Annotated in this window: 28 protein-coding genes and 1 riboswitch; of the genes, 20 read left to right on the top strand and 8 right to left on the bottom strand. The window is 49.4% G+C overall.

Going from position 1 to position 24284, the window contains the following annotated elements:
* Window positions 1-7 precede the first annotated feature (7 nt).
* Entirely contained in the window at window positions 8-1516 is a 1509-nt protein-coding gene (locus JO375_RS21620; protein ID WP_229526394.1) for an aminotransferase-like domain-containing protein, read from the bottom strand.
* A 132-nt stretch (window positions 1517-1648) separates the two neighbouring features.
* On the opposite strand from JO375_RS21620, the gene JO375_RS21615 reads away from it, so the two are divergent.
* Window positions 1649-2560: a DMT family transporter gene (locus JO375_RS21615; protein ID WP_229526393.1), complete on the top strand. Its 912-nt coding sequence runs from the start codon at window positions 1649-1651 to the stop codon at window positions 2558-2560.
* 124 nt (window positions 2561-2684) lie between these two features.
* Here the strand turns inward: JO375_RS21615 and JO375_RS21610 are convergent, their stop codons facing one another.
* Window positions 2685-2915 carry a hypothetical protein gene (locus JO375_RS21610; RefSeq protein ID WP_229526392.1) on the bottom strand — a complete coding sequence of 77 codons (231 nt, stop codon included), beginning with the start codon at window positions 2913-2915 and terminating at the stop codon, window positions 2685-2687.
* A gap of 222 nt (window positions 2916-3137) precedes the next feature.
* On the opposite strand from JO375_RS21610, the gene JO375_RS21605 reads away from it, so the two are divergent.
* A complete protein-coding gene (locus JO375_RS21605) occupies window positions 3138-3293 on the top strand; it encodes a hypothetical protein (protein WP_229526391.1) in 156 nt (51 codons plus the stop codon).
* A 119-nt stretch (window positions 3294-3412) separates the two neighbouring features.
* Here JO375_RS21605 and JO375_RS21600 read toward each other — a convergent pair whose 3' ends face one another.
* On the bottom strand, window positions 3413-4210 hold the full coding sequence (locus tag JO375_RS21600) for a Cof-type HAD-IIB family hydrolase (RefSeq protein WP_229526390.1): 798 nt from the start codon (window positions 4208-4210) through the stop codon (window positions 3413-3415).
* 160 nt (window positions 4211-4370) lie between these two features.
* A complete protein-coding gene (locus JO375_RS21595) occupies window positions 4371-5372 on the bottom strand; it encodes a lipoate--protein ligase (protein WP_229526389.1) in 1002 nt (333 codons plus the stop codon).
* Window positions 5373-5531: 159 nt separating this feature from the next.
* Between JO375_RS21595 and cobD the strand changes: the two genes are divergently transcribed.
* The 10 genes from cobD to JO375_RS21545 all read left to right on the top strand — a co-directional run bounded on the left by cobD (window position 5532) and on the right by JO375_RS21545 (window position 15960).
* The gene (cobD, locus tag JO375_RS21590; RefSeq protein ID WP_229526898.1) at window positions 5532-6635 is read left to right on the top strand and encodes a threonine-phosphate decarboxylase CobD; all 1104 of its coding nucleotides are present in this window, start codon (window positions 5532-5534) and stop codon (window positions 6633-6635) included.
* Window positions 6625-7596, top strand: a complete 972-nt coding sequence (cbiB, locus tag JO375_RS21585; RefSeq protein ID WP_229526388.1) for an adenosylcobinamide-phosphate synthase CbiB — start codon at window positions 6625-6627, stop codon at window positions 7594-7596. Before cobD ends, cbiB begins: the two co-directional genes overlap by 11 nt.
* 8 nt (window positions 7597-7604) lie before the next feature.
* On the top strand, window positions 7605-8342 hold the full coding sequence (locus JO375_RS21580; RefSeq protein ID WP_377531825.1) for a histidine phosphatase family protein: 738 nt from the start codon (window positions 7605-7607) through the stop codon (window positions 8340-8342).
* Between the two features lie 96 nt (window positions 8343-8438).
* Window positions 8439-8656: riboswitch (cobalamin riboswitch) on the top strand.
* Window positions 8657-8857: 201 nt separating this feature from the next.
* Window positions 8858-9865 (top strand): ABC transporter substrate-binding protein, encoded by a 1008-nt coding sequence (locus JO375_RS21575; RefSeq protein WP_229526387.1) that lies wholly within the window; start codon window positions 8858-8860, stop codon window positions 9863-9865.
* Window positions 9862-10905: a FecCD family ABC transporter permease gene (locus JO375_RS21570; RefSeq protein ID WP_229526386.1), complete on the top strand. Its 1044-nt coding sequence runs from the start codon at window positions 9862-9864 to the stop codon at window positions 10903-10905. The genes JO375_RS21575 and JO375_RS21570 overlap by 4 nt, the downstream gene beginning before the upstream one ends.
* Window positions 10902-11738: an ABC transporter ATP-binding protein gene (locus JO375_RS21565; RefSeq protein WP_229526385.1), complete on the top strand. Its 837-nt coding sequence runs from the start codon at window positions 10902-10904 to the stop codon at window positions 11736-11738. Before JO375_RS21570 ends, JO375_RS21565 begins: the two co-directional genes overlap by 4 nt.
* A gap of 40 nt (window positions 11739-11778) precedes the next feature.
* Window positions 11779-12849 (top strand): nicotinate-nucleotide--dimethylbenzimidazole phosphoribosyltransferase, encoded by a 1071-nt coding sequence (cobT, locus tag JO375_RS21560; protein WP_229526384.1) that lies wholly within the window; start codon window positions 11779-11781, stop codon window positions 12847-12849.
* Window positions 12846-13451 carry a bifunctional adenosylcobinamide kinase/adenosylcobinamide-phosphate guanylyltransferase gene (locus tag JO375_RS21555; RefSeq protein WP_229526383.1) on the top strand — a complete coding sequence of 202 codons (606 nt, stop codon included), beginning with the start codon at window positions 12846-12848 and terminating at the stop codon, window positions 13449-13451. The genes cobT and JO375_RS21555 overlap by 4 nt, the downstream gene beginning before the upstream one ends.
* Window positions 13448-14302: an adenosylcobinamide-GDP ribazoletransferase gene (gene cobS, locus JO375_RS21550; RefSeq protein ID WP_229526382.1), complete on the top strand. Its 855-nt coding sequence runs from the start codon at window positions 13448-13450 to the stop codon at window positions 14300-14302. Before JO375_RS21555 ends, cobS begins: the two co-directional genes overlap by 4 nt.
* Window positions 14303-14340: 38 nt before the next feature.
* Window positions 14341-15960 (top strand): cobyric acid synthase, encoded by a 1620-nt coding sequence (locus JO375_RS21545; protein ID WP_229526381.1) that lies wholly within the window; start codon window positions 14341-14343, stop codon window positions 15958-15960.
* A 94-nt stretch (window positions 15961-16054) separates the two neighbouring features.
* Here the strand turns inward: JO375_RS21545 and JO375_RS25175 are convergent, their stop codons facing one another.
* The 4 genes from JO375_RS25175 to JO375_RS25160 form a co-directional block, all read right to left on the bottom strand.
* Window positions 16055-16309 (bottom strand): hypothetical protein, encoded by a 255-nt coding sequence (locus tag JO375_RS25175; protein ID WP_229526380.1) that lies wholly within the window; start codon window positions 16307-16309, stop codon window positions 16055-16057.
* An 88-nt stretch (window positions 16310-16397) separates the two neighbouring features.
* Window positions 16398-16562 (bottom strand): hypothetical protein, encoded by a 165-nt coding sequence (locus JO375_RS25170; RefSeq protein ID WP_229526930.1) that lies wholly within the window; start codon window positions 16560-16562, stop codon window positions 16398-16400.
* Window positions 16519-16686, bottom strand: a complete 168-nt coding sequence (locus tag JO375_RS25165; protein ID WP_229526379.1) for a HAMP domain-containing protein — start codon at window positions 16684-16686, stop codon at window positions 16519-16521. The genes JO375_RS25170 and JO375_RS25165 overlap by 44 nt, the downstream gene beginning before the upstream one ends.
* Entirely contained in the window at window positions 16628-16816 is a 189-nt protein-coding gene (locus tag JO375_RS25160) for a hypothetical protein (protein WP_229526929.1), read from the bottom strand. Before JO375_RS25160 ends, JO375_RS25165 begins: the two co-directional genes overlap by 59 nt.
* 267 nt (window positions 16817-17083) lie before the next feature.
* Between JO375_RS25160 and JO375_RS21520 the strand changes: the two genes are divergently transcribed.
* The 8 genes from JO375_RS21520 (at window position 17084) to JO375_RS21485 (ending at window position 24275) form a co-directional block, all read left to right on the top strand.
* Window positions 17084-18481 carry an L-cystine transporter gene (locus JO375_RS21520; protein ID WP_229526378.1) on the top strand — a complete coding sequence of 466 codons (1398 nt, stop codon included), beginning with the start codon at window positions 17084-17086 and terminating at the stop codon, window positions 18479-18481.
* Between the two features lie 200 nt (window positions 18482-18681).
* On the top strand, window positions 18682-19380 hold the full coding sequence (locus tag JO375_RS21515) for a queuosine precursor transporter (RefSeq protein WP_229526377.1): 699 nt from the start codon (window positions 18682-18684) through the stop codon (window positions 19378-19380).
* A 569-nt stretch (window positions 19381-19949) separates the two neighbouring features.
* A complete protein-coding gene (locus JO375_RS21510) occupies window positions 19950-21005 on the top strand; it encodes a hypothetical protein (RefSeq protein ID WP_229526376.1) in 1056 nt (351 codons plus the stop codon).
* Window positions 21006-21024: 19 nt separating this feature from the next.
* Window positions 21025-21459, top strand: coding sequence for a DNA polymerase III subunit gamma/tau (locus tag JO375_RS21505; RefSeq protein WP_229526375.1), 435 nt, complete (start codon window positions 21025-21027; stop codon window positions 21457-21459).
* A 125-nt stretch (window positions 21460-21584) separates the two neighbouring features.
* Window positions 21585-21803 carry a hypothetical protein gene (locus tag JO375_RS21500; protein WP_229526374.1) on the top strand — a complete coding sequence of 73 codons (219 nt, stop codon included), beginning with the start codon at window positions 21585-21587 and terminating at the stop codon, window positions 21801-21803.
* A gap of 62 nt (window positions 21804-21865) precedes the next feature.
* Window positions 21866-22552, top strand: a complete 687-nt coding sequence (locus tag JO375_RS21495; protein ID WP_229526373.1) for a hypothetical protein — start codon at window positions 21866-21868, stop codon at window positions 22550-22552.
* Between the two features lie 54 nt (window positions 22553-22606).
* Window positions 22607-23224 (top strand): S-layer homology domain-containing protein, encoded by a 618-nt coding sequence (locus tag JO375_RS21490; protein WP_229526372.1) that lies wholly within the window; start codon window positions 22607-22609, stop codon window positions 23222-23224.
* Window position 23225: 1 nt separating this feature from the next.
* Complete coding sequence (locus JO375_RS21485) at window positions 23226-24275, top strand: hypothetical protein (protein ID WP_229526371.1); 1050 nt, start codon at window positions 23226-23228, stop codon at window positions 24273-24275.
* The last annotated feature ends 9 nt before the right edge of the window (window positions 24276-24284 follow it).

The following is a 24284-nucleotide window of genomic DNA, read 5'->3' as shown; positions in this document are numbered from 1 at the left end:
TGTTCCATCACAGTGTTCGGCTGAGACGCAGAAGAGCGGAGATGCCTTCTTTGATTTGCAACTCGTTAGCATATGAATAGGACAGCCGTATATGTGTTTGACCCTCTGGGCCGACGGGATCAAATACATCCCCTGGTACAAAGGAAATGGACTCCTGTATACTTTTGACAAGCAGTTCATTGGGTTGCAACGTAGAAGGCAGCTGCAGCCACAGATTGAGCCCTCCTGCCGGGCTGGTCCATGTCCAGCCGGAACCTGCGAGGCTGTTTTCCATCGTCTCCTTTCGAATCTGGAGCGCGATACATAGCTTTTTAAGATGCTGCTGCATACGCGAAGATTGGAAGTATTGTAAAAACAGCTTTTGATTCAGCAGCGGTGATCCATTGTCCACTAGTGCTTTGACGCCCAGCAGGCTATGCATGACCTGACGCCGACAAGCCACGGCTGCAATTCGCAGACCCGGTGCGACATATTTGCTGTAGCTGCGAATGTAGACGACGCTTCCCGAAATATCATAGGCAAAGATCGGAGAAGGGGGCCTTTGTCCAAAGCTGATATCGTAGGTGCTGTCGTCTTCGACAATGAGACAGCCGTAGCGCTCGGCCAGCTCGGGCAGCCGTTTGCGCTGATCATCGGGCACCGTAAAGCCTGTCGGGTTGTGGAATGTCGGATTCATATAAAAGAGACGTGGTTTTTCTGTTTTCATGCACCATTCAATCTGGTCCATATCATAACCTTCCGGCCGAATATCCGTCATCGTCAGACGTGCGCCTTGTCTGCGGAATATTTCCATGGCGGGGCCGTAGGCAGGGCGTTCGATCAATACACGGTCTCCTGTACGGATCAGAGATCGGGAAATTAAATCAATGGCTTGCTGTGCGCCGGAAGTAATCAGCACTTCGTCCGTTGATAAAGCAAAGTACTTATCTGCGCTAAAATGCTGCGCCATTGCATCACGAAGCTCAGCATCCCCTTGTACAGCAGAATAGGTAGCCGCCACTTTCGGATGTTTCTCAAAAACCTGCATCATTAATTCTCCCCAATAGCGGTTGGGCAGAAGAGAAGGGTCAATCAAGGATTTGGAAAATTGGAAATCGGCATTCACGGACTGAACACGGGTCAGTCCATCCATCCCCCTCCAGGCCGAAACAGACGGATCATCTGCCGCGTAGGCAGATTCCGAGTGGAAGATGTGATTGGCGGATGAACGTTTTGTACAGGCGGCAAATGCTTTCATTGCGTTAGCAGAGGAAGCATGAGCGTAATACCCCGATTTATCCTTTACATAGATACGCCCCTGCTGCTTTAGCTCCTGATATGCCCGGAATACGGTTAACCGATGCACGCCCAATTCCTGGGCCAGACTTCGCACGGACGGCAGTTTGACGTCTGCTGGCCAGTCTCCGCGATCAATCCGTACATTCACGTAATGGATGACCTGCTCATACAGCTTTAAGGCCTGAGCGGTCAAAACCTGCTCCTTTGAGAACAGTAATTCGCTGTTGTCCTTGCCCATGCTGTCCACGCTCCTTTGTGTGTATTGTACTATACATGACTTCAAAATCAGATACAACTGTTCTGTGATTGCACATCTGTTCTGTCCGTCTCCTTGTATGCTTATGAGTAACTGAAGGGAGAGGGAAGTGTCATGGTTGGTATCGGGTTTACGATTATGTGTCTTATTTTTGGCACAACATTTTTGGCTATAAAAGTGGGCGTGGAGGCTGGGCTTCCGCCGTTCTTATCGGCAGGCACACGTTTTCTGGCAGCAGGGGCGATATTGTTTATTGCGATAAGGCTGTCAGGCAAGGTGCGGTGGTCGTTATTATGGCGCAAGGAAATGCTGCTGATTGGTGTGGGAACGACCTTTGGTACATTTTCAACACTGTATTGGGCAGAGCAATATGTCAGCTCGGGGGTCGGTGCTATTTTGTCAGCCACTGGGCCGATGATGATTATATTGATGCAGTCTGTACTACTGCGGCAAAAAACGGCGAGAATTACGCTTATTGGCTGTATGATTAGTTTTATTGGGGTCGTGCTGGTGGTATTGCCCGGCTTGGCGGTTCAGATCAGCGGTTTGTGGCTGGCGGGCTGCTTGGCCATTTTGCTTGGGGAGCTGTGTTATTCAGGAGGGGCACTCTATTCCAAACGAGTTATGGATGCATTTCGTGATACGAACCCGATTGCCTTGAATGCAGCACAAATGTTCCATGGTGGCTGGATGCTGCTGGCATTGTCGGCTCTCACGGAGCCCTGGATTGCCGGGGAATGGGATCTGTTTCCTGCCATGGGCTCGCTGTTTTATTTGATTTTGTTTGGCTCGATGATTGCGCAGACATTGTTCTACTGGCTGATGGCCCGTACGAATCCATTGTTCCCGACAACATGGCTCTATATTTCACCACTGATTGCTGTCGGCTTGGGCGCTTTTTTGTACGGGGAGCACGTAAGCTGGTGGATGCTGGCAGGGGTGCTGCTCATTGTGACCGGACTGATATGCATGAATAATGGAATCCTTCGTCTGGTGAACAGACGAAAGCTGCGTTCCGCTGCCTGATATCGCTATTAAGTTTAAATTTTTAAAATTGCCTTTTTTGGAGACGAATCCATACAAACAACCCGCGTGTCTTACCAGCGGGTTGTTTGCTGTATTTATTGACCTGTTGTATTTGTACGTAGAATCAAGTAGAATCCTTCGAAGATTCATTTGTTGGAGGCCCATATATATAAGCAGCTGCAGCAGCCATTTCATCAACGGACTCCGCTTTTATTGCAGGAGTTTTGTCAGCGTTGTTAATTTCTTGTGCTGAGAGGGATTGTTTGCTATGGGATTCCAATCCAAATGCATTCAAAACTTCTTCTTTGCTCTTATATACACCTTTATACTTGTCAAAATATTCTGGTGGTATCACATCATGTACATCAACAACGAGTATTTCCAGTCTTTAATGAACTGCTAGCGAAAGAGACAGAGGATAAGAGTGACAAGTTTAACACTAACATAAGACTTAAAAACACTGAGATTTTTGACTTCATTTTCAAAACTACCTAAAATATACATAGAATATGGTTGCAGTTTCCATTCTATAACCGAATTTTCCCTTTTTCGAGGTATTTTTAGAGGAGGTGTCATTTTGGATTTATTTCTAGTTTTACTTAATATGTTAATTATCCTTATTTCTATTGCGGGTGGAGTGCTGTTAATTGGATTAGTGTATAGGGGATATAAGCTACTAGGTTTACTTATTGCTGAGAAAAAGAATAAGGACAGTACTGAGAAAAAAATATAGAAAATAAACGTAAATAAAAAATGCCTGCTGACCAATGAGGTTAGCAGATCATTTTTGTTATTTACAAATTTTATACAGGTAATACCGCTTTAGGGATCAGAATTTTGGCGGAAGATTATTTAAACATTCAGCACGAATTTGTCGATGGCATGCTTGACGCCGTCTTCATTATTGCTGGTAGTGATGTAATCAGCCAGCTTCTTCAGATCAGGAATGGCATTCCCCATCGCGATACCGAGACCTGCGCATTCAAGCATTTCATGATCGTTCCAGGAATCACCGATGGCAATCGTTTCAGACAGATCACAGCCAAAATGGTTTGCAAGAAAGGCAAGAGCATGACCTTTGGTTCCTTCATGATGCATAATTTCTAGAAAGTGGGGCTTGGATTTCGTAATATGCACTTCACTGCCTAGCAGTTCGCGCAGCTCGGGAATTAGTTCGTCCAACACTTCCGGCTCGTCAATGATCAGCAATTTAGGAGTCGGTTGCTCTATGACTTTACTGAATACAGGCTCTACAAAATATTCCGTATTGTTCAGCGCGGTATAATCTTTGATTTTCTGATTATCTTCACGTGTGTACAGCTTGTCATCTATATAGGTTTGCAAATGCAAATTGCGTTCCAGACAGAATTCATACAGGCGGCGTGCAGCCACGAGTGGAACATAACGCTCATACAGCACTTTTTCGTCTAGCAGGTTTTTAACCAAGGCTCCTTGATACGTAATGATCGGTACGTTCAGTCCTGTCTGGCGGGCAATTTTGTGTGCGGAGGCGTAGGCTCGCCCAGTGGCAAGTGTAACTACCACACCTTTAGCTACAGCAGCTTCCAAGGCTTGCTGTGTTGCTGGAGTAACTTCCTTCTGGTCGTTAATAAGTGTATCATCAATATCAATTGCAATTAATTTATACATGCCGGTATTCTCTCCTTTATCTCTATCATGAGGTAACGATAAAATTGTATCTTATAATATTCAAAATGACAATATCACAATGAAAGGGGACGACTCTATAAGATCCAGTCCCCTTATAACCGCTGAAATATTGGCTTGAAGCTATGGGAAAAAGTAACAGTCAGTCTTCCAAAAATACAAGTCCAACAAAGTCGTCCAGCTCGATATTACCAAAATAATGTTTCAAATCGACAGAGGACAAGGCTTGGCGAACCTCGCCTTCATCATAGCGCTTGCCGCGCAGAATGTTCTCAATATCAGCGACGTCGCCCACCCCGAAGAAATCACCGTAGATTTTAATGTCACGGATATGGCCTTCCTTAAGATCCATGCGGATATCAATAATGCCGACCGGAAATTTACGTGTGTGCTTGATATTGCTCTCCGGGGATTGGCCGTAGTTCCAGTCCCAGGATTGATAGCGTTCTTTGGAAATTTCGTGGATTTTGGTCCAATCGGCGTCGGTAAGCTTATATTGGGGCACATGATCCAGATCGACTCCGAATATGAAGCGCAGCAGTTCCTCACGAAATTGCTCTATAGTCATCTTACGGTCAATCAGCTCGCTGATGTTGGCAACGCGGCTGCGGACCGATTTGGTACTTTTGGATTTGAATTTTTCAGGGTTGGCATGCAGAGATGCAGCCACATTGTCCAGATTCAGGTTAAACATTAATGTACCGTGGCTGAACATGCGTCCGCGTGTGGCAAACTGGGCGTTTCCTGAAATTTTTCGTTCACCGACTTGAAGATCGTTGCGTCCGGTCATTTCGGCTTCCACACCCATCTGGCGCAGGGCATCAATGACAGGCTGCGTAAATTTGAGGAAATTATGAAAGGACTCCCCGTTATCCTTGGTAATGAAGCTGAAATTTAAATTACCGAGATCATGATAGACAGCCCCGCCGCCGGACAGGCGACGAACGACCTGAATATTATTGTCTCTGACAAACTCGGCGTTGATTTCTTCAATGGTGTTTTGATGTTTACCTATAATAATAGAAGGCTGATTAATGTAAAACAACAGGTAGCTGTCGTCAAGCGGGAGATCCTTAAGCGCGTACTCTTCAATAGCAAGATTAATAGCTGGATCGTGTATGCCCTGGTTGTCGATGAACAGCATGTCCATTCCTCCGTATATACAAACTGTGTATTTTATGTACGCTTTCTTTCTATTGTAACCCAAGTGAGCGATGTGCAAAAGCTTATGCATTGACGGGACGCAAAAAACAGCCCCATAATGGAGCTAAATGATCGGGAACGGCCGGAAAGGATGAGAGCAATGATAGAGGTATACGGCCATGGCGGGGACAGAGAGACGGCTGCTGCGACATTTGGCGGAGCTGCGGCGGATTTTGTGGATTTTAGCGCCAATATCAATCCGCTTGGACCGCCGCCGGAAGTGCTGGAGGTGCTGCAAAGCGCGTTGGATACGGTGATTCGCTATCCCGACCCCAGGCACCGGAATTTTAAAAATTTGCTGGCGCGGCGGCTGCAGGTTCCACCCGAGTCGCTGAGTATCGGTAACGGTGCGGCCGAAAGCATGGCGCTCTTGCTGCTGGGACTGGCTCCCAAGCGTGTGGGGACGGTGGAGCCATGCTTTTGCGAATATGCAGAGCTGGCGGGCAAATTCGGGGCCGAGGTAAGCCGCGTGTACGGCAAGGCTTCTCTGCAATGGAAAGCAGACGTGGAGGATATACTCCAGCTCATGGAGCAGGTGGATGTTCTGTTTGTGGGACAGCCGAACAACCCGAATGGTGTACAATATAGCGAACAGGAGCTGTGCGCACTGGCAGAGGCGGCTGGCCAATCGGACACCGTGCTGGTGGTGGATGAAGCCTTTATTGATTTTATCCCTCTGGAGCGGCAAGTTTCATTGCTGCCTGTGCTGGATCGTTATCCCCATGTGATTTTGATCCGCTCGATGACCAAGTTCTATGCTATTCCCGGCTTGCGTCTAGGCTATGCGATTGCTCATCCGGATTATATACGGCGAATGACAGCCAAGCAGGTGAGCTGGAGTGTGAACGGATTGGCGCTGCTGGCCGGGGAGGCGTGTCTGCAAAGCGGGGAGGCATACGAGCGGCGCACGCAGGAACTGATTGCTATGGAACGCGGCCGTCTGCTGGCCGCCTTGGCGGAATGGGGCTGCGGCGTTATTCCAGGCGAAGCAAATTACATATTGGCAAGGGCGCCGGGAACATGGAGTGCATCGGCCATTCAGCAGGCGCTTGGACAACGTGGAATCCTTATTCGCAGTTGTGCTATGTATCCAGGCTTGACGACGAGCCATTTTCGGATTGCAGTCAAAGATGCAGAAGCTAATAGCCTGCTGCTGTCTGTATTGGGTGAGGTGCTGGAGGAGGAGCGTTGGCGTGACAATTAGCTTGATCATCATGGCCGCCTATCTTCTGGACAGGCTCATAGGCGATCCGAGATGGCTGCCGCATCCGGTCATCGGAATGGGGCATGCCATTTCAGCATTGGAAAAAGCGATTCGCCGCCAGGTCGGCAGTGACCGGGGGCTGAAACGTGCTGGCTTGCTGCTGCCACTTATCGTGGCTGGAGGCTCATTTGCGCTCGCCTGGGTGCTGCTGCGCTTGCTTGCGTGGATTCACCCGTGGCTGTCTGTCGGTGTGGAAATGGTTTTGATCGCGACTACGATTGCTTCCAAAGGATTAAAAGAAGCAGGAATGGCGGTATACCGCGAACTGCAGGCGGGTGACCTCCCTGCGGCACGCCGGGAGCTGGGGATGATTGTCGGGCGGGATACACAGCAGCTTGATGAGCCAGAGATGGTGCGCGGGGCTGTCGAAACAGTCGCTGAAAACATCGTCGACGCGATTATTTCCCCGCTTTTTTATGCCCTGATCGGGGGGGCGCCCTTGGCATTGGCTTATCGGGCCGTGAATACGCTTGATTCCATGGTAGGCTACAAAAATGAAAAGTATCTCCATTTAGGCTGGGCCTCGGCCCGTCTGGATGATGTTGCTAATTACATTCCAGCACGCCTGACAGCGGTTATGCTTGTGGCAGCGGCGTGGATGCAGCGGCATGATGCGGCAAGAAGCTGGCGCACAGTCAAGCGGGATGCCCGTCTGCATCCAAGTCCGAACAGCGGCTTCCCGGAATCGGCGGTTGCCGGTGCACTCGGGGTTCGTCTCGGCGGCTATAACGTTTATCATGGCGTTCGCTCCTTTCGGGCATACATGGGCGATCAGATACGACCGCTGGAGTCGGAGGATATCCGGCATACGATCCGGCTGATGTTCGCCGTGTCCGGCATGTTTGTGGGATTATGTCTGCTGGGAGGCGCAGGCTGTGTTGCCTTGGAATGGACGCAGTAAGGAGTGACATGACCTTGAAATATGGTATGGAGGAAAAGGGCAAACCGTCTTTCGGATCTGTTAGTGAAGATCCATGGCGGGACCTGAAGCGGGATCTGGAGCTTGTGTTGGTACGACACGGCAACACCCGGTGGAATAGGGAGCGTCGATATTTGGGACACTCGGATTTGGGTTTGCTGGCAGGGGCGGAGCAGGAACTGGAACCTTTGCGTAGGAGATTGCAGGGACAGTCCTTTGCTCGAATCTACTGCAGTGATTTAAAGCGGTGTCGCCAGACCCTGCAGATTATTTTGCCGGAATCTGCATTGAAATCCAGACATGCTTTATCTGCTAAGCCTCCTGTTATTCTGGAACCCCGTCTGAGAGAGCTTCATTTTGGCGATTGGGACGGAAAAACATATGGCATGCTTAAGAACGTGTCATTGTACCGTTCTTGGCTGGATAAACCGCAGCGCATCACGCCACCCGGGGGAGAGTCTTGGGCTGATTTTGTGAATCGATTGCGCTCATTCCTGGACTCTCTGTATGAGTGGGACATTGCTATGGAAAGTCAGCAGAACACTGTGAGTGATGCTCCTCCCGCTGTGTTGGTCGTCACCCATGGCGGCGTCATTCGCCAGTTGGCTTGTATGTTAATACCGGGGCATGATTTTTGGAGCTTGAATCCAAAGCCGGGAGATGCATATACAATTCGGTTGAGGCTGGGAGAGTCACACCAATTCATTGCGGAGCTGCTTCCCTATTAGTCAGGCAAAGGTTGCCTGAACAGGCTGTTTGGCTTGTAAGCAGCCTCTTTTTAACCTATAATCATCAAGTAAAAGAACGGCTTGAGAACACAATATCAAATATCCAGCAGACGAGGCAGCGCAGTGGAATAGATTTATCTTTCGCGGCGCTGTTAAAAGGGAAGCCGGTGTGAATCCGGCGCGGTCCCGCCACTGTAAATGAAAACTGTCCGTTAGCCTTGCTTTATGTGCAGTCACACATATCACGCATATAAAGGAACAAAGGCTGCGACATCTTCCATAAGTCAGGATACCTGCCCGTCCGCCTATCACCATAATCCTTCGAGGAAAGGATGACGTGTTCGCAGTGACTGACCATGCGGAAGTAGCTGCCGCTTGCGCATGAGCTGCGCTAACATGACCCCTGTGTCCTGATGAGGATACGGGGTTTTTTTGAGGGGAACACAGGCTGAATCTAGCAGATATCGGATGATGTTCAAGCAATGCTCTTACGATTTTTATGAAGGGGTGTAATTATGTCAGGAACAAAATTAAAGGTATGGACGACAGGTCTGTTGGCTCTGGTCTTGGCGGTAGCATTGAGTGCATGCAGCGCAAATGGAAAGAACGCCGAAAATGAAGGGAATCAGGCTTCTTCGCAGCAGACAGGGCAGACAGCAGCGGTACAAGAGCCTCCGGGCAAAACGGTTTACCCGTTAACGGTAAAGGATGCAACAGGGCAGAAGTTCACGTTCAAAAAAGCGCCAAGCAAGATCGTTTCCGTCTCCCCGGCAGAAACGGAGGCGCTGTTCGCCATCGGATTAGATAAGGAAATTGTCGGCGTATCCGACTATTCCGATTATCCGGAAGCGGCTACGAAGAAGCCCAAAGTGGGCGGAATTATGAAGCCGAATGAAGAAGCCATCATCGCTGCGAATCCGGATGTCGTTTTTGCAGGGATATCCCTTAGCGAGCAGGCTACGGCCAAACTGCGTGATATGGGAATCATGATTTTTAAAACCGAACCGAAAACGGTTGAAGATGTCATAGCGAATATTGAACTATATGGGAAAATCACCGACCATCAGAAAGAAGCAAGAGCGGTGACCGACAAAATGAGAGCAGATGTAGCGGCAGTGAAGAATGGTGTTAAAAATATCGGCAAAGAGCAGAAACTGCGCGTGTACGTTGAGTTTTCACCTGGCTGGACGGTTGGCAAGGGGGAATTTATGGACGAGCTGATTACGCTTGCGGGCGGCGAAAATGTAGGTGCATCGCAGAAGGGCTGGTACCAGATCAGCGAGGAAAATATTATTGCTGCCAATCCGGACGTGATTTTGTACAGCAAAAGTGTCAAAGACGAAAAAACAGGCCAGACGCTCGGCGATATCATCAAAGCGCGCAGTGGATGGGATAAAATATCGGCTGTTCGCAATAACCGGGTTTTTGCCGTGGATGATAATTTGATCAGCCGTCCGGGCCCACGCGTAACAGAAGGACTCAAGGAAGTGGCTAAGGGCGTGTATCCTGAAATTTTCAAATGAACCGTAGACTGATCGGTTTTGGAGCAGGTCTGGTCTTGCTGCTGCTGACGCTGCTGCTCTGTCTCGGGATTGGCTCGGCCAAGCTTCCGGTCAGCCAAATCACAGGTATTCTGGTGAACCACCTACCAGGGTTAGGCGAGACGTTTACACCGAATTGGAGCACATCTTCAGAGCAGATTATTTTGAAGGTCAGGCTCCCGCGGGTGCTGCTCGGAATGCTGGTAGGCGCGGCGCTTGCGCTGGCGGGAGCTGGATTTCAGGGAGTGCTGCGTAATCCATTGGCTGATCCGTACACGCTTGGCGTGTCCTCGGGTGCTTCGGTAGGAGCGGCAGTGCTGATTTATTGGGGACTTCAATTTTCATTTGTTGGTATATGGACGCTGCCGTTGGTGGCTTTTACTACCGGAATGCTGACGCTGTGGATGGTGCTGACGCTGGCGCGGGAAGGTGGGAAAATTCCGACACAAAGTCTCATTTTGTCGGGTGTGGTAATGCAATCTTTTCTGGGAGCAGTTGTTTCCTTTCTGACAGCTATGTCGAAGGAGACAATCAATGAAATATTGTACTGGACGATGGGAAGCCTCAGTCTGCGAGGCTGGTCATATACGGGAATTCTTTTACCCTACGTGGTTGTAGGACTGGTGTTTCTGTGGAACCGGGCACGGGTGCTCAATATTTTGGCTTTGGGTGAACGGCAGGCGGCTCACATGGGGGTTCAGGTAGATGCAACGAAGGTGTCTGTTCTGATCGTGTCTACGCTGTTGACTGCGGCTGCCGTCTCGGTATGTGGAGTCATCGGTTTTGTAGGACTTGTCGTACCTCATATGATCCGTCTGGCCACAGGTCCTGATTACCGGATGATTGTTCCATTGTCTGCGCTGGGTGGAGCCATTTTTATGGCATGGGCAGACACGGCGTCTCGTACATTGCTGGCTCCAACGGAAATCCCGCTCGGTGTGATGACGGCCTTTGTCGGTGCCCCGTTCTTCGGGTACCTCCTGTATCGGAACAAAAAGCTGCGCAAGGGGGTACGACTGTGACAGAACCAAGCGGATCCCAGAAGAAGCGTATTCCGGCATTGGAGGTAACGAGTCTGACCCGTTCTTTTGGAGAACTCCATGCGTTGAAGAAAATAAGCTGGAGTGTAGACGAAGGCTCCTGGTGGGGCGTTATTGGTCCGAACGGCAGCGGAAAATCAACCTTGCTGCATTTGCTTTCCGGGGTAGATCGCCCGACTGCGGGCAACGTTCATATCTATGGTAAAAAGGCCGGCAGCTACAGCAGAAAAGAGCTCTCCCGGCTTGTAGCCGTACTCCAGCAGGAGGGGCTTCCTCCTGTGGGCTATACCGTCAGGGAAGTCGTGGAAATGGGACGCTACCCCCATCAGGACTGGCTGGGCAGGGAAAAGGGAGTGGATGTTGGACTTATCACGGATCGGGTGCTGAAACGCTTAGGTCTTGCCCCACTGGCGGACAGAGCTTTGGATCACTTGAGCGGGGGACAGCGGCAGCGTGTAGCTTTGGCCAAGGTGATGGTGCAGGAACCGCAAATATTGCTGCTGGACGAGCCAACAACCTATCTCGACCTGCGCTATCAGCTTGAATTTATGGAGCTGCTGGCAGAATGGCGGCAAGAAACGGGTGTGACGATCATTGCAGTCCTGCATGATCTTAACCTGACCGCTCAATTTTGCGAGAATTTGCTGGTGCTCAAGGATGGAATGGTTGAAGGATTGGGAGCCTCCGCCGATTTGTTGACTGAAGAGCGAATTCGCCGTGTGTACGAGGTTGAGCCTGTAATGCTCCCTCATCCTGACAGCGGTGTGCCGCAGCTTTTGCTGCGCAGAAATGTTCGGCGTGCAGCCGATCAATAGGAGTTTATAAAACGATTTACAGGAGCAGGGAGTGGAAAGTATGAGTAAAAAGCTGCGTCAGCTGATGGATCGCATTGCTCAACCGAATGAGGCTGCAGCCTTGGCGGCCTCGGCTCATTTGGATCAATTAACCAAGCCGCCGGGAAGTCTTGGAAAGCTCGAAAATCTGGCCATTCGGCTGGCCGGAATTACAGGGACGGCCAAACCTGAGTTTAATCGTAAAACCGTTATGGTTATGGCTGCGGATCACGGTGTATGTGAAGAAGGAGTCAGTGCTTTTCCGGCCGAGGTTACGCAGCAAATGTTGTATAATATGCTGTCAGGCGGCGCGGCTATCAATGTGCTCGCACGTCATGCGGGTGCAGATGTCAAGGTTGTTGATGTTGGCGTGAATGCGGAGGTGACGCATCCGGATTTGGTGGACCGCAAGGTGCGCATGGGCACTTCGAATATGGCTAAAGGGCCGGCCATGCTGCGTACAGAAGCAGAACAGGCGATTTTGGCCGGAGCTGAAGCTGTAGCCGAAGCCTTTGAAGCTGGCGAACGGCTATTCGTTACCGGAGAGCTGGGCATCGGAAATACGACAGCCAGCGCTGCGGTCGTGTGTGCCCTTACCGGACTGGAACCGGAAGTTATCGTTGGCCGGGGCACGGGGGTAGACGCGGCTGGACTTGCCCGTAAAATAGCGGTTGTCTGCCGCGCATTGGACGTGAACCAGCCGGATGGAAACGACGCCCTCGACGTACTGGCCAAGGTCGGCGGTCTGGAGATTGCCGCCTTGACGGGCGTCATCCTTGGCGCAGCCGCACATCGCTGTCCAGTCGTGCTGGACGGCTTTATTTCCAGCGCGGCCGCCCTTGCTGCGCGCGCGCTTGCGCCCGCAAGTACGGCGTATATGCTTGCATCGCACGCTTCCGACGAGCGCGGGCATGCAGCGGTGCTCCGCCAGCTCCAGCTGGAGCCTATGCTCCACCTGGACATGCGGCTTGGCGAGGGCACAGGGGGTGCGCTGAGCTTGCACCTGATTGACGCGGCGTGCCGCATTATGCGCGAAATGTCGACCTTTGCCGATGCAGGCGTATCGGACGGCCAGGGAGCCGCGCAGCGATGAAGGCGCTTGTGACCGGCGGGGCACGCAGCGGCAAAAGCAGCTTTGCCGAGCGGTTATGCATGTCGCGCGCCCCGCGCGCCTGCTATATTGCAACGGCACAAGCTTACGACACGGAGATGCAGGAACGCATCGCCCTGCATCGGCTCCAGCGCGAGTCTGCCGAATATGACTGGCAGACGCTGGAGGAAGCGCAGGCGCTGCCGGAGCTGCTGCTGCGGCTAGGCGGCGAGGCAGGGCTGGCTGCGCAAGGCATTAGCTTGTACGCTAGTCAAGCATCGCAGCCATCAGCTGCGCCTATGGTGCTGGTCGATTGCCTGACCCTCTGGCTGTCGAACGTGCTGCTGTCCGCAGCCGAGGACGGCGAAGCCGCATCCCGGGCCGCCATCGACGAATTGGTGGCAGCGGCGGAGCAGTATCCGGGCCCGCTCGTCATCGTGACCAATGAGGTTGGTGACGGGATCGTGCCCGAATATCCGCTTGGACGGCTGTACCGGGATTTGAGCGGGATGCTGAATCAGCGAATTGCCCGTCTGTGTGATGAGGTATTTTTGGTGACGGCGGGTATACCTGTAGAGCTTAAGCAGTTGGAGTATAAGCTATGAACCGCGAGCGTCAAGCTGTTGCCGCGGCCTTTCAATTCTTATCCCGTCTTCCGGTCAAGGCGGAACTGGACTTTTCACCAGATTTGCTCAAACGCAGTGCAAGTTACTATCCGCTGGTCGGTGTAGTTATTGGCTTCATTGTCTGGTGCTTTGCCGCGCTCGTTTCTTTGGTGCTGCCGCCGTTGCCAAGTGCGGTGCTTACCCTCGCTGTGTGGGTTTGGCTGACGGGCGGACTGCATCTGGACGGCTGGATGGATACGGCTGATGCCTTGTTCAGTTATCGATCCCGTGAGCGGATGCTGGAAATTATGAAGGATAGCCGTGTAGGAGCGATGGGCGTCATTGCTTGTGTGCTGCTGCTCATGCTCAAGGCATCTTTACTGTATACCCTTTTGGATACCATACTGGTTAACCGCAATCTGCCCGGCCTGCTGCTGCTTCCCATGGTTTGGAGCCGCTGGTTTATGGTGCATGCGATGAAGCGCTGGCCCAAAGCCCGGAACGATGACGGACTGGCAGCCCGTTTTGCCGATATGACGGGTGGACGTGCCGGATTGGCCGTATTCTGGGCGGTACTGGTGACGATAGCTGCGGGTATAGGACAATATATCCTTGCAGCATTGCCTATAGGAGCAGGTCGTAGTATGGGAAATCCGTCGATGGCGGGAGAGGAGCTTCCCATCTGGATGGGCTATGTGCTGCTCCCCTTGGTGGCTTACGGTGTTGGAACCTTCACGGCAAGTCGTATTAACCGCCGTTTGGGCGGACTTACGGGTGATATTTACGGAGCTTTGAACGAATTGCTGGAGACGGTTTTGCTGCTTTGTATTGTTATTTTGTACGGGTTATGATCAGCATAAAAATGAATTCGTTAAAGGGGAAGAGGCCATTGTCAACTTTCGAACCGTCCTGCACGAACCCGGCACCCGTATTAATGCTTCAGGGAACAGCATCGGATGTGGGTAAAAGCGTAGTGACGACTGCGTTATGCCGTATATTTGCGCAGGATGGGTTTCGTCCTGCACCTTTTAAGTCACAAAATATGGCGCTCAATTCTTATGTCACTACGGACGGCAAGGAAATTGGACGCGCTCAGGGAGTGCAGGCCGAGGCATGCGGTATTGAAGCAACTACAGACATGAATCCCATTTTGATTAAGCCGGTCAAGGATATGCACTCACAAATTGTTATGCATGGTGTCCCTTATGCTTATATGAGCGCCTCCGATTATCGCAGCGATTTTTTGCCAAAAGCCAAGCAGACGGTCATGGATGCTCTGAATCGGCTGCGAGATACCTATGATATCGTGCTTTTGGAAGGGGCAGGCAGTCCGGCAGAGATTAATTTAAAGGATCGCGATATTGTAAATATGAATCTTGCGGGCTGGGCAGACGCTCCTGTATTACTTATTTCAGATATCGACCGCGGTGGTGTTTTTGCTTCTCTGGTAGGAACGATTGAATTACTGGAGCCACATGAAGTTCAGCGTATCCGAGGATTTATTATTAACAAGTTCAGAGGCGATCTGTCCCTGCTTCAACCGGGACTGGATTGGCTGGAAGAACGGACCGGCATTCCGGTGGTCGGTGTATTGCCTTTTCTGCCGGACCTTCGCATTGAGGCAGAGGATTCCGTGGTATTGGAGAAGAAACCAAGGCTGTCTACAAAGGAAAAAGAACTGGATATCGCGGTGATTCGGTATCCGCGTATTTCCAATTTCACAGACACGGATGCATTGGCCGCAGAGCCTGATGTAAGTGTACGTTATGTCGCAGAAGCCGGGGAATTGGGCACACCGGACGCCATTATTTTACCGGGGACCAAAGACACCATTGGTGACTTGCTTGAATTGCGCGCAAGAGGTCTGGAGGAAGACATCCGGCAGGCTATGGAGACCGGATGCACGCAGCTTGTCGGCATTTGTGGAGGCTATCAGATGCTCGGCATGACATTGTTTGATCCCGAAGCAGTAGAATCCGGGGTACCGCAGGAGGCCAAAGGCTTGAGGTGGCTGGCTTTATCCACGACCTTTACAAAGGAAAAGCAAACCGTGCGTGTACAGGGAACTTTAGCTGACCATTGTCCGCTTTTGCTAAGCACAGTATCTGATTTGGATTCTGAGCCCAAGTCTGGCATTGAGGGCTATGAAATACATATGGGGGTTACGGAACGCGTGGCTGAGCCGCATTTGCCTGTAGATGAAGCTTTAGATAAGGCTACAATGCGTACGCTATTCCATATTCGGCGTGGCGAAGGAACAGGCTTTGAGGAAGGCTGGGGGACAGCAGACGGAAAAGTATGGGGAACCTATTTGCATGGTGTGTTTGATAATGATCATTTTCGCCGTTCCTGGCTGGACGGATTAAGACAGGCCAAGGGGTTGGCGCCGCTTTATAGCACCTTTACCGCGCGTGAAGCCAAGGAACGAGAATTTGACCGTGTTGCAGACGTGGTGCGTGCTCATTTGGATATGGATCATATTTATCACATTATGAAAATAAACTCTTAAACTTTATACGTACTCCGTAAAATGATTTTCAAAATAAAAAGGTGTCTCTACAGTCGTATTCGTGGCGGAGAGACACCTCTTTTAATATGTCGGCTTACTTGATTTTGAATTTTTGGACAGCTTTTTGCAGCTTAGTCGCCTGTTTGCTTAATTGACGTACAACCTCGCTGTGATTCTTCATTTCATTCAGCTGCTCTTCGCCATTAAAACCGATTTCCTGAATCATGTTCTGTGCATTGGCAGCGATGAGAGCGGTCTCCTCTACAGAAGCCGATACTTCTTCCGAGCTGGCGGATACTTGCTCCGTTGCTGCGGATACTGTTTGAATTGTCGCATTGATTTTTTCCATAAGTTAGCTTAGCTGATTAAAGACCGAGCTTGCTTGTTGAACCATTTCTGTTCCCGAGTGGATTTCACGGCTGACCCTGGTTACAGAATCAACAGATTGCTGTGATACTTCCTGAATAAGCAATGCTGATACTGCCCTTTGCGACTTCCTCAGCCGCAGTGGTAGAGTCCTGCACTTTGACACCCATAACCTCGGTCTGACGCAGCAGCTCATCGGAGCCTTTTACAACCGCACCGGACGTAGGAGAGCACATGACTAATCATTTCTTTGAGATTATGAGACATGGATTGGAAGCTGCGGGCTAGCTGCGCAATTTCATTATTCCCATGAACGTTTGCTTCTTGGGAAAGATCGCCTTGAGCAATTTTTGAGGGCATCGACCTTTTCTTGAAGATAAGCTTCCATCTGGATGGCGGAGCTGGAAACGGATTCGTTACTTTGTCCGGCCTGAACAGCCAAAGAAATATTGAGGTCTTGATACACATTTTTGGCTCCGGTTTCCAACATTTGTTCCGCCTGAGGCAAGACACTGGGCTCATTACCTTTTATGGTTGCTGCGATTGCTACCTATTTGATCGGCTTTACAGAATACAAAAGTCAGTCTTCGAAACGGAAAGACTGGCCTTCTGGCGTTTTCCATGTAAATAGAAGCAGACAGGCTGACTTCAAACCATTTATTATATAAAACCCACAAAAATAGTTGGTCTTGTGGTATAGTAATGAATGGATTTAAGGATAAATTTATATAACATAATACATATGGAGGAACAATATATGGATACATTCTTTATGATCTTGAATGTGCTCGTGCTGCTTGTACTGCTCGGCGTATTGGTCTGGATGCAGAAGAAGCGTATCTCCTTTACGAAAAGGGTTTTTGCTGGGCTGGGCTTTGGTCTGATCTACGGGGCTATTCTTCAGTACGCCTATGGGTCTGGCTCCGAGATCATTGCGAAATCAGTCGATTGGTTCAACCTTGCAGGCAATGGCTATGTCCGTTTGCTGCAAATGGTAGTCATTCCGCTCATCATGGTGTCGATTATTTCGGCTATTATGAATTTGAAGGGAAAACAGAACCTCGGCAAAATCAGCGCGTCTATAATCGCCGTGCTGCTGATTACAACGGCGATTGCCGCTTCGGTCAGTATTGTAACCAGCCTGTCGTTCAATTTAAAGGCGATTGAGATTCAAAGCGGGGAAAAGGAGCAGGCACAGGGCTTAAAGATGGAAGAGCGTCTTGGAACGGTTCAGGATATGACCATTCCACAGCAGGTGCTGGAGTTCATTCCTTCCAATCCCTTTGAGGATATGACGGGCGCGCGCCGTACTTCGACGCTTGCAGTAGTTATTTTCTCGGCCTTTATCGGGGTGGCTGTGCTTGGGCTGGATCGTAAAAAGCCGGAGCAGGCGCAAACCTTCCGCCATGTAATTAACGCCGTGTACGCTGTGGTGATGCGGATTATAACCCTGGTGCTGAGGCTGACGCCTTATGGTATTCTGGCACTCATCACTAAAGTTGTAGCTACGACCAATCCGGATGAAATCTTGACGCTGATCAAATTTGTGCTCGCTTCCTATGTGGCTTTGCTGGTTATGTTCATCATCCATCTTATCTTGCTGGCCTTGTTTGGCTACAACCCGGTGACGTATGTAAAAAAGGTATTGCCTACATTGGTTTTTGCCTTTACTTCCCGTTCCAGTGCAGCGACCATCCCGTTAAATGTTGAAACACAGACGAAAAAGCTCGGCGTGTCCGATGGCATCGCGAATTTGTCTGCGACCTTGGGAGCAACCATTGGGCAAAACGGTTGCGCAGGGATTTATCCGGCGATGCTGGCGGTCATGATTGCTCCAACCGTGGGCATTGATCCGACAAGCTGGGATTTTATCCTCACGCTCATCCTGGTCGTTACGGTCAGCTCGTTCGGCGTGGCGGGTGTAGGCGGTGGAGCTACCTTCGCTTCCTTGATCGTGCTTTCTACAATGAATCTTCCGGTTGCATTGGCGGGCCTGCTCATTTCAGTCGAACCGTTAATTGATATGGGACGCACCGCGCTGAATGTCAATGATTCGATTACCACAGGACTCATTTCCGGCAAGCTGCTCAAGGAGAACGATCAGGACGTGTTCAACGATCGCGGCCTGGATCTGGATGCAGCGGCACGTTCTTAAGCCAACAATAAAACGCATCGTGCACCTCAATATTCAGAGCTGGCCATTAGGCCGGCTCTTTATTTTGGCTTCATGACAATATTAAATGAAAGCTGTTCACCAATCCTGATCTATGATACATTATAATAATGTTTTTCCGGCTTGCTTCGGATGAACCGCGGTTCGCAACCATCCCGCGCTATCAAAACTAGGAGGATTTCATGTTTAATCTGTTATGGGGGACGGCTTTTGTCCTCGTCAATTTTATGTTCTTTTTGTTATGTTATCGTTTGTTCGGTAAAAAAGGGCTGTACGCCTGGATTGGTGTCGCTACGGTACTAGCTAACATCCAGGTTACCAAAACCATTGATTTGCTCGGCATTACCACTACCTTGGGAAATACCATGTATGTTTCTATGTATATGGCCAGTGATTTGCTGAATGAGAAATACGGGCCTAAAGAGGCGCGCAAAGCAGTATGGTTCGGCTTTTTCACATTAATTATGACAACGTTAACGATGCAGATGGTGCTGCTGTTTCAGCCGACTGCAACGGATTTTGCCCAGACGCCGATGCAACAGCTGTTCGGGTTGCTGCCTAGGCTTGCGCTTGCCAGTCTTACAGCCTATGCGGTCAGCCAATTGCTGGACGTGCGTCTGTACGCCTGGATTCGCAAGTTTTTCCCGAAGCGTCACCAGCTCTGGATTCGCGGCAATGGCAGTACGATGATCAGCTCGTTTATAGATACACTTATTTTCTGTAGCATTGCTTTTTCCGGTTATGCATGGGGAATATGGCTGGAGCTGTTGTTCACTACCTATATTTTAAAATTTGTGCTGACCGCGGCGGGTACACCGGTTTTGTATATCGCACGCAACTTCCACTTTATAGAAGAGGAGGGGCAGACTCTCAAGCCATAATTGGCTTAAGGGGCGCCCCTCCTTTTTTTAAGATGATAGAATTTATAAATTTTCGGCAGGCGTGGTCTGAATCGTTCAACGAAGCTTACAGTTGCTTATATTGAAGTGGGACTCGTCAGATGAGTTGTAATTCGGGGCGCTAGGTTTAGAAAAAATCAAATTTATGCCAAGAAGGAGGCCATGAGAATGAAGGAGTTTACCCTATGTACCCGATGTAAATTCCGCTATGTGACACAGAGGGCCAAGAGAGTTTTGCACAGGAGAAAATGACAGGAGAAGCCATGCTGTGTCTGCATTGTATCGGCAAACTTACAGGAGAAGTAATAGATCAGTCCGGACGCCTTGTTGATCCACATGAGGTTGAAGCGTCTAATCGGCAACAGCATATTCCGAGGTCGTCTATTAAGGGCTGCAGGCCCTGTATGAAGAAACGAGGGAAATGAAGGAGATCAAGTACGCCGATACAGTTAAAACCCCGAATGCTTCACTTATATTGATATTGTCAGGAAGGTGGTCTGCTCAAAACCGGGATACCATTGGAATGGAATATTAAACGGGAGGTTCTTGAAATGGGAATAACGAAAAACAAAAAAATGTTGATTAAAGGCGCTGGCAAGTTCATGGCTAAAATCCCAAATCGTGATGAACTCATCACGATTGGAGCACTGAACAATATGCTTCTGGACATCCAACTTGATATGCAGGATATCGAGGGGGGGGATTCCAGTGTGCCCCTGGATGCATTGCTTCGTAAAAAGACGATTGATATTACGGCTCAGGATGCCAAATTTGACTTAAATCTGGTCCGTCTCGTTCTCGGTTCCAAGCTTCGTGAGGGTATTAGCGGAGCGCCTTACCGACTGATAACGGAAACCGTGACGGTTCCAGGGGAATCGCCATACCAGGTGCTGCTCACAGAAGCTGCGGCGGAAAGCCCTGCTATTCAGGCCTATGAGGGGGTAATTACAGGTCCAAGTGTAACTACAGAAGTTACCGTGACAGATAACAAGGCCGTGTTCGATGCAGCGTTGGCCGGGAAAAAAGTAGTGATTGTCTATCCAGTCGCTTTGAGTGGAGTTCAGCAGGATAACGATGGATTTGTGTGGGAACTGGAAGAAAAGCACGTTATTCAGGAAGTAAACGGGAAATGTGAGGCAGAGCTTGTATATGGTACTTCGCTGTATTCCACACCTGAAATCTCAGTGCGTACATTAGCAGGAAACAAGCTTCTCAAACAATTGTCCACCGGAATCCCTACTGAGGAGCAATACTTTGTTGAAGGGGGCAAGCTGATTTTCAATCCGGCTTTGAAGGATGTAGCCATTTATGTCAACTATAAACGCAATGAAGTGGTAGATGTTTTGGATATTTCGAGCAGGGATTTACCGTTAACCGTTCATCTGGTTCATGATGGCCGATTTGAGCAAAAGGACGGCTCTGTACAGGGGTACCAAACGGAATTGTATCAATGTCGTCTGAAATCCAATTTCATGATTGATGCTCAGCGCCAGCAGGCGTCTACACATAGTGTAACCTTGACGGTCATTGATCCGGAACGCTTTGATAACAAGCTAGGTACGATCAAGCGCTATGAGATTGCAGCGGCATCTGCTAACAACTTATAGGTAAGGATGTGTGTTCAGAATGAACAGAAGAGAGCTCACCTTTCCATCGCAAAATGTGCTTCCCGAGTCAGATGAAGCTGCGGAAGACGCAAAAAAGATTTTGACCAAAGAGGAAGCTCAAATTAAAGAAAAAGCATTCTTTGAAGAAGATGAACAGGTGCGTCTGCGTGATGGTAAAACGTATTATTTGCCTCCGCTTGGGTTAAAGGATGCGCGCAAACTGATTCAAAAGCTGAATGCTATTGATTCCGGTATGATTATTGCAAATCTGATCCCGGATGATCCAGAAGGTGCAGATCGTTATCATGACCTGATCGATGTGCTGATGATGGGCTTCAAGCCTTATTATAACTGGATGACTCCTGAGTATTTGGAAGAGTATGTCGACCTCGAAACGGCCAAGCAAATTATTGATGCCATGATCGGACTGAATGGAATAAAAAAGTCTATGTAGCCTCTGAGGATGGGGAACTGGAGTATGACCGGCAAGCTCCCATTGACTGGTCAAATCTTTTTTTTAAGCTGGCTCATTATTGTCACCTGGATAAGCACCAGGTTTGGGACCTTACACTCCCTCAGTTGGGCTACTATCTAGAGCAGTGTCATGACCATATCGAATTTACGATTAAAGTTTCTTCCATGTCTGCCTTGGGGCTGTGGAGCGGGGCTGATCAAACGGGTCGTCTGGATACCCGCCATACAGGCCGTGAAGAAGTCAGGGAAGACCGCTCATATATGAGCGGCTATAAGATAGCGGACGAAGATGATATGGCATTTCTGGCCAATATGCTTGGTTGAAGGACACTCCTGCTCTGCTTCATATGGAGGGGGAGTTTCATTTTATAAAGGGCGGTGAATGTATGGGGAATTTAGAGACTGATGTACTTGCGGAGCTACAGGCATTTATTCAGACACTAAAGCATTCTTCCAGGGGGAAAAGGAAGGGATTGGAAGTAAGCTTTGAGCGCTTGGAGGAACACAAGACTACGTTAAGTGCCTTATTGGATTTTAGGGCAAGGCAGGAAGTAAACCAGCAAACAACAGATCAGCTATCAGCAGTTTCGAACGTGAGCAAGGTACAGCGGGACAGGAAGCAAAGCAGGAAGATGCAAAACGCTGGCATAGCAGCTGTACGAGCAGACGCTTTGGAGTACATCCGTATACGAAAGCAACAAGCTCAGGGCTTGCAAGGTGTACTCAGTCATCAGCGCACATTTCATATGAAGCCGGAAGCTTCATGGAACTTCCAGGAGCAGATCAGAGAATGGAGCAGTCAGTCCAAACCAACCCGGGTAGACGATTGGAATGGAACGAAGTTGCCAGCCGGAATGTTTAAAATGCCAGCCATCCCTTCATATACGATCAACTCCGGTGATGTTGTTGTCCATGTGACATTGCCTAATGTCACGAATAGCGTAAGTCCGACCCAACTGGAGATGATCGGCAACAGGCTGGGAAGAGGGCTTCAAAACGGTAGAGTGGGAAGCTTGCGGGATCAGCTTCTCATGAATCCGACCACTGCTTATCGTAGCAGCGCATCCTATTAATCCATATCCGTCGCCCCGAAGCAAATCATCATTTTAATGACAGGAGGTTTACATTTGACTCAGCAAAGTCCCTATAAATCAGAAGATATGATCTACAAAAAGCGGCTATTTTACGATAATGGAATTCGTTTTGTCGAGGTCCAGGCTAAGCTAATCAATGAGTACAAGCCACCGGCTCCGCATCTGAAATCATATGTTCATGAGACATTTTCTCACTCGGCAGGATTGGTCAATCGTGGAACCTCACATTATACCGCTACCCTGACACTTTTATTTTACCGTAAAAAGGAATACGCGGACTGGCTATCTTTTATAGGCTCAGAGCACAAATATTATGATGAAAAAGGCACCATTTACCTTGGGATTGTGACAAGTCAACCAGATATTCAAACAGCGGAGATGGAGACTAAATATATCATCAAAGTCCAAATGTCACTTATTCGCAAGCAAAGCGATGATTCCCGTTGCAAAAGCCAATTCATAGACCTCAAAGACCATTGGGCATCCACCTATATTGAGGAAATGGAGCAGCGTGGCATGGTTATCACCCCTACGGATGAAGGGGAGGTTAGTCCTTATTTCAGGCCGGATGAGAGCTGTACCCGGGCAGAGGGAATCACCTTTTTGATGAGGTCCTACAGGTATGTGGACCGGATTCTAAGGGGGCATTGAGATGAAACGTTGGATTGATGTTGATCCACTGGATTGGTTTTATAGAGATATGCTGGATATGACACGATTAGGTCTGGATGCTCCAAGCGAGCACAGCTTTATAGAGGGGCTGGCCTACGACACGTTTGAGCCGGGGCATGAACGCATGATCAAGCGCTATATAACGTTCGATGGCCAACAGGAGTTTGCCATTCCCGGCTACCAGGTGCATATTGATAATCCGGTTTTTGTTCTCATCGATGGAGTTCAGGTGCAGCCTGAAAAAGTGGAGAACGAGAAGATAACGATGCCTCATCCTCTGTCTGGCGGACTTGGGGTGGTATGCATCGCATATGGTAGACCCGCTTATCAGAAGGATGGCTGTGTTCAAGGGCCTTATGTTGGGACGGACGAAAGTGCGATTTCCCTGCCTTCGGCGGCCTTGTCCATGGCGGCTGATTATCAAAGCCAAGCCAAATATCAGCCGGAGACGGTCACGGTTCTGGGAACCAAGCTCAAGCGGCTGCCTGTACAGATTCTCACGGAAGAAGTTCCAAGTGAAGCTATAAAGAAGGCATTCGGCTTCAGACAGGATGTATTTGCGATTCATCAGGGAATTGTATATCTTCCCTTCAACTATAACGGGTTTACCGCAATTGTCGGATATAACTATCGTGATGCCGGAAGGGTGCAATTCAAACAGGAGACCGTTATTGCAAGTACTGCACACGCCCGCTATCATGATCGTTTCTTTCCGGATGTTCGTATAAAACGAGCACAGTTTCTTGTTCTTCTTCAACAGATGCGGGTGGATATTTATAACAGATATACCGACCATGGATTGGAGAGCAGTGCGTATCCACAGAGAACCATAAAGGATCGAAGCACCTTCTCAGGCCAATGGTATGAGCAGAATGTTATGGACTTGATGAGTGAGCAGTTTCTAGATGGAAGCTGCGTATTTCCACTCTATGAAAACAATATGCTGGAACCTGAAAAATGTATTACACGTGCGGAAGCCGTTGTATTTTTAAACCGGTTCATAGAGTGGGCCCTGGAGAAATTTAGATAGGAGATGAAA

This window comes from Paenibacillus farraposensis, assembly GCF_020736845.1.
Taxonomy (GTDB): Bacteria; Bacillota; Bacilli; order Paenibacillales; family Paenibacillaceae; genus Paenibacillus; species Paenibacillus farraposensis.
The sequence above is the reverse complement of the archived record's forward strand: the minus strand, read 5'-3'. Positions and strand labels throughout refer to the sequence as shown.

Bases quoted from the DNA above. Each gene is read 5' to 3' on its own strand.
- JO375_RS21620 (WP_229526394.1), bottom strand. From the start codon at position 1,516: ATGGGCAAGGACAACAGCGAATTACTGTTCTCAAAGGAGCAGGTTTTG.
- JO375_RS21615 (WP_229526393.1), top strand. From the start codon at position 1,649: ATGGTTGGTATCGGGTTTACGATTATGTGTCTTATTTTTGGCACAACA.
- JO375_RS21600 (WP_229526390.1), bottom strand. From the start codon at position 4,210: ATGTATAAATTAATTGCAATTGATATTGATGATACACTTATTAACGAC.
- JO375_RS21595 (WP_229526389.1), bottom strand. From the start codon at position 5,372: ATGCTGTTCATCGACAACCAGGGCATACACGATCCAGCTATTAATCTT.
- cobD (WP_229526898.1), top strand. From the start codon at position 5,532: ATGATAGAGGTATACGGCCATGGCGGGGACAGAGAGACGGCTGCTGCG.
- JO375_RS21580 (WP_377531825.1), top strand. From the start codon at position 7,605: ATGACCTTGAAATATGGTATGGAGGAAAAGGGCAAACCGTCTTTCGGA.
- JO375_RS21575 (WP_229526387.1), top strand. From the start codon at position 8,858: ATGTCAGGAACAAAATTAAAGGTATGGACGACAGGTCTGTTGGCTCTG.
- JO375_RS21570 (WP_229526386.1), top strand. From the start codon at position 9,862: ATGAACCGTAGACTGATCGGTTTTGGAGCAGGTCTGGTCTTGCTGCTG.
- cobT (WP_229526384.1), top strand. From the start codon at position 11,779: ATGAGTAAAAAGCTGCGTCAGCTGATGGATCGCATTGCTCAACCGAAT.
- JO375_RS21555 (WP_229526383.1), top strand. From the start codon at position 12,846: ATGAAGGCGCTTGTGACCGGCGGGGCACGCAGCGGCAAAAGCAGCTTT.
- cobS (WP_229526382.1), top strand. From the start codon at position 13,448: ATGAACCGCGAGCGTCAAGCTGTTGCCGCGGCCTTTCAATTCTTATCC.
- JO375_RS25175 (WP_229526380.1), bottom strand. From the start codon at position 16,309: ATGGAAAAAATCAATGCGACAATTCAAACAGTATCCGCAGCAACGGAG.
- JO375_RS25170 (WP_229526930.1), bottom strand. From the start codon at position 16,562: ATGTGCTCTCCTACGTCCGGTGCGGTTGTAAAAGGCTCCGATGAGCTG.
- JO375_RS25165 (WP_229526379.1), bottom strand. From the start codon at position 16,686: ATGCCCTCAAAAATTGCTCAAGGCGATCTTTCCCAAGAAGCAAACGTT.
- JO375_RS25160 (WP_229526929.1), bottom strand. From the start codon at position 16,816: ATGTTGGAAACCGGAGCCAAAAATGTGTATCAAGACCTCAATATTTCT.
- JO375_RS21520 (WP_229526378.1), top strand. From the start codon at position 17,084: ATGGATACATTCTTTATGATCTTGAATGTGCTCGTGCTGCTTGTACTG.
- JO375_RS21515 (WP_229526377.1), top strand. From the start codon at position 18,682: ATGTTTAATCTGTTATGGGGGACGGCTTTTGTCCTCGTCAATTTTATG.
- JO375_RS21510 (WP_229526376.1), top strand. From the start codon at position 19,950: ATGGGAATAACGAAAAACAAAAAAATGTTGATTAAAGGCGCTGGCAAG.
- JO375_RS21505 (WP_229526375.1), top strand. From the start codon at position 21,025: ATGAACAGAAGAGAGCTCACCTTTCCATCGCAAAATGTGCTTCCCGAG.
- JO375_RS21495 (WP_229526373.1), top strand. From the start codon at position 21,866: ATGGGGAATTTAGAGACTGATGTACTTGCGGAGCTACAGGCATTTATT.
- JO375_RS21485 (WP_229526371.1), top strand. From the start codon at position 23,226: ATGAAACGTTGGATTGATGTTGATCCACTGGATTGGTTTTATAGAGAT.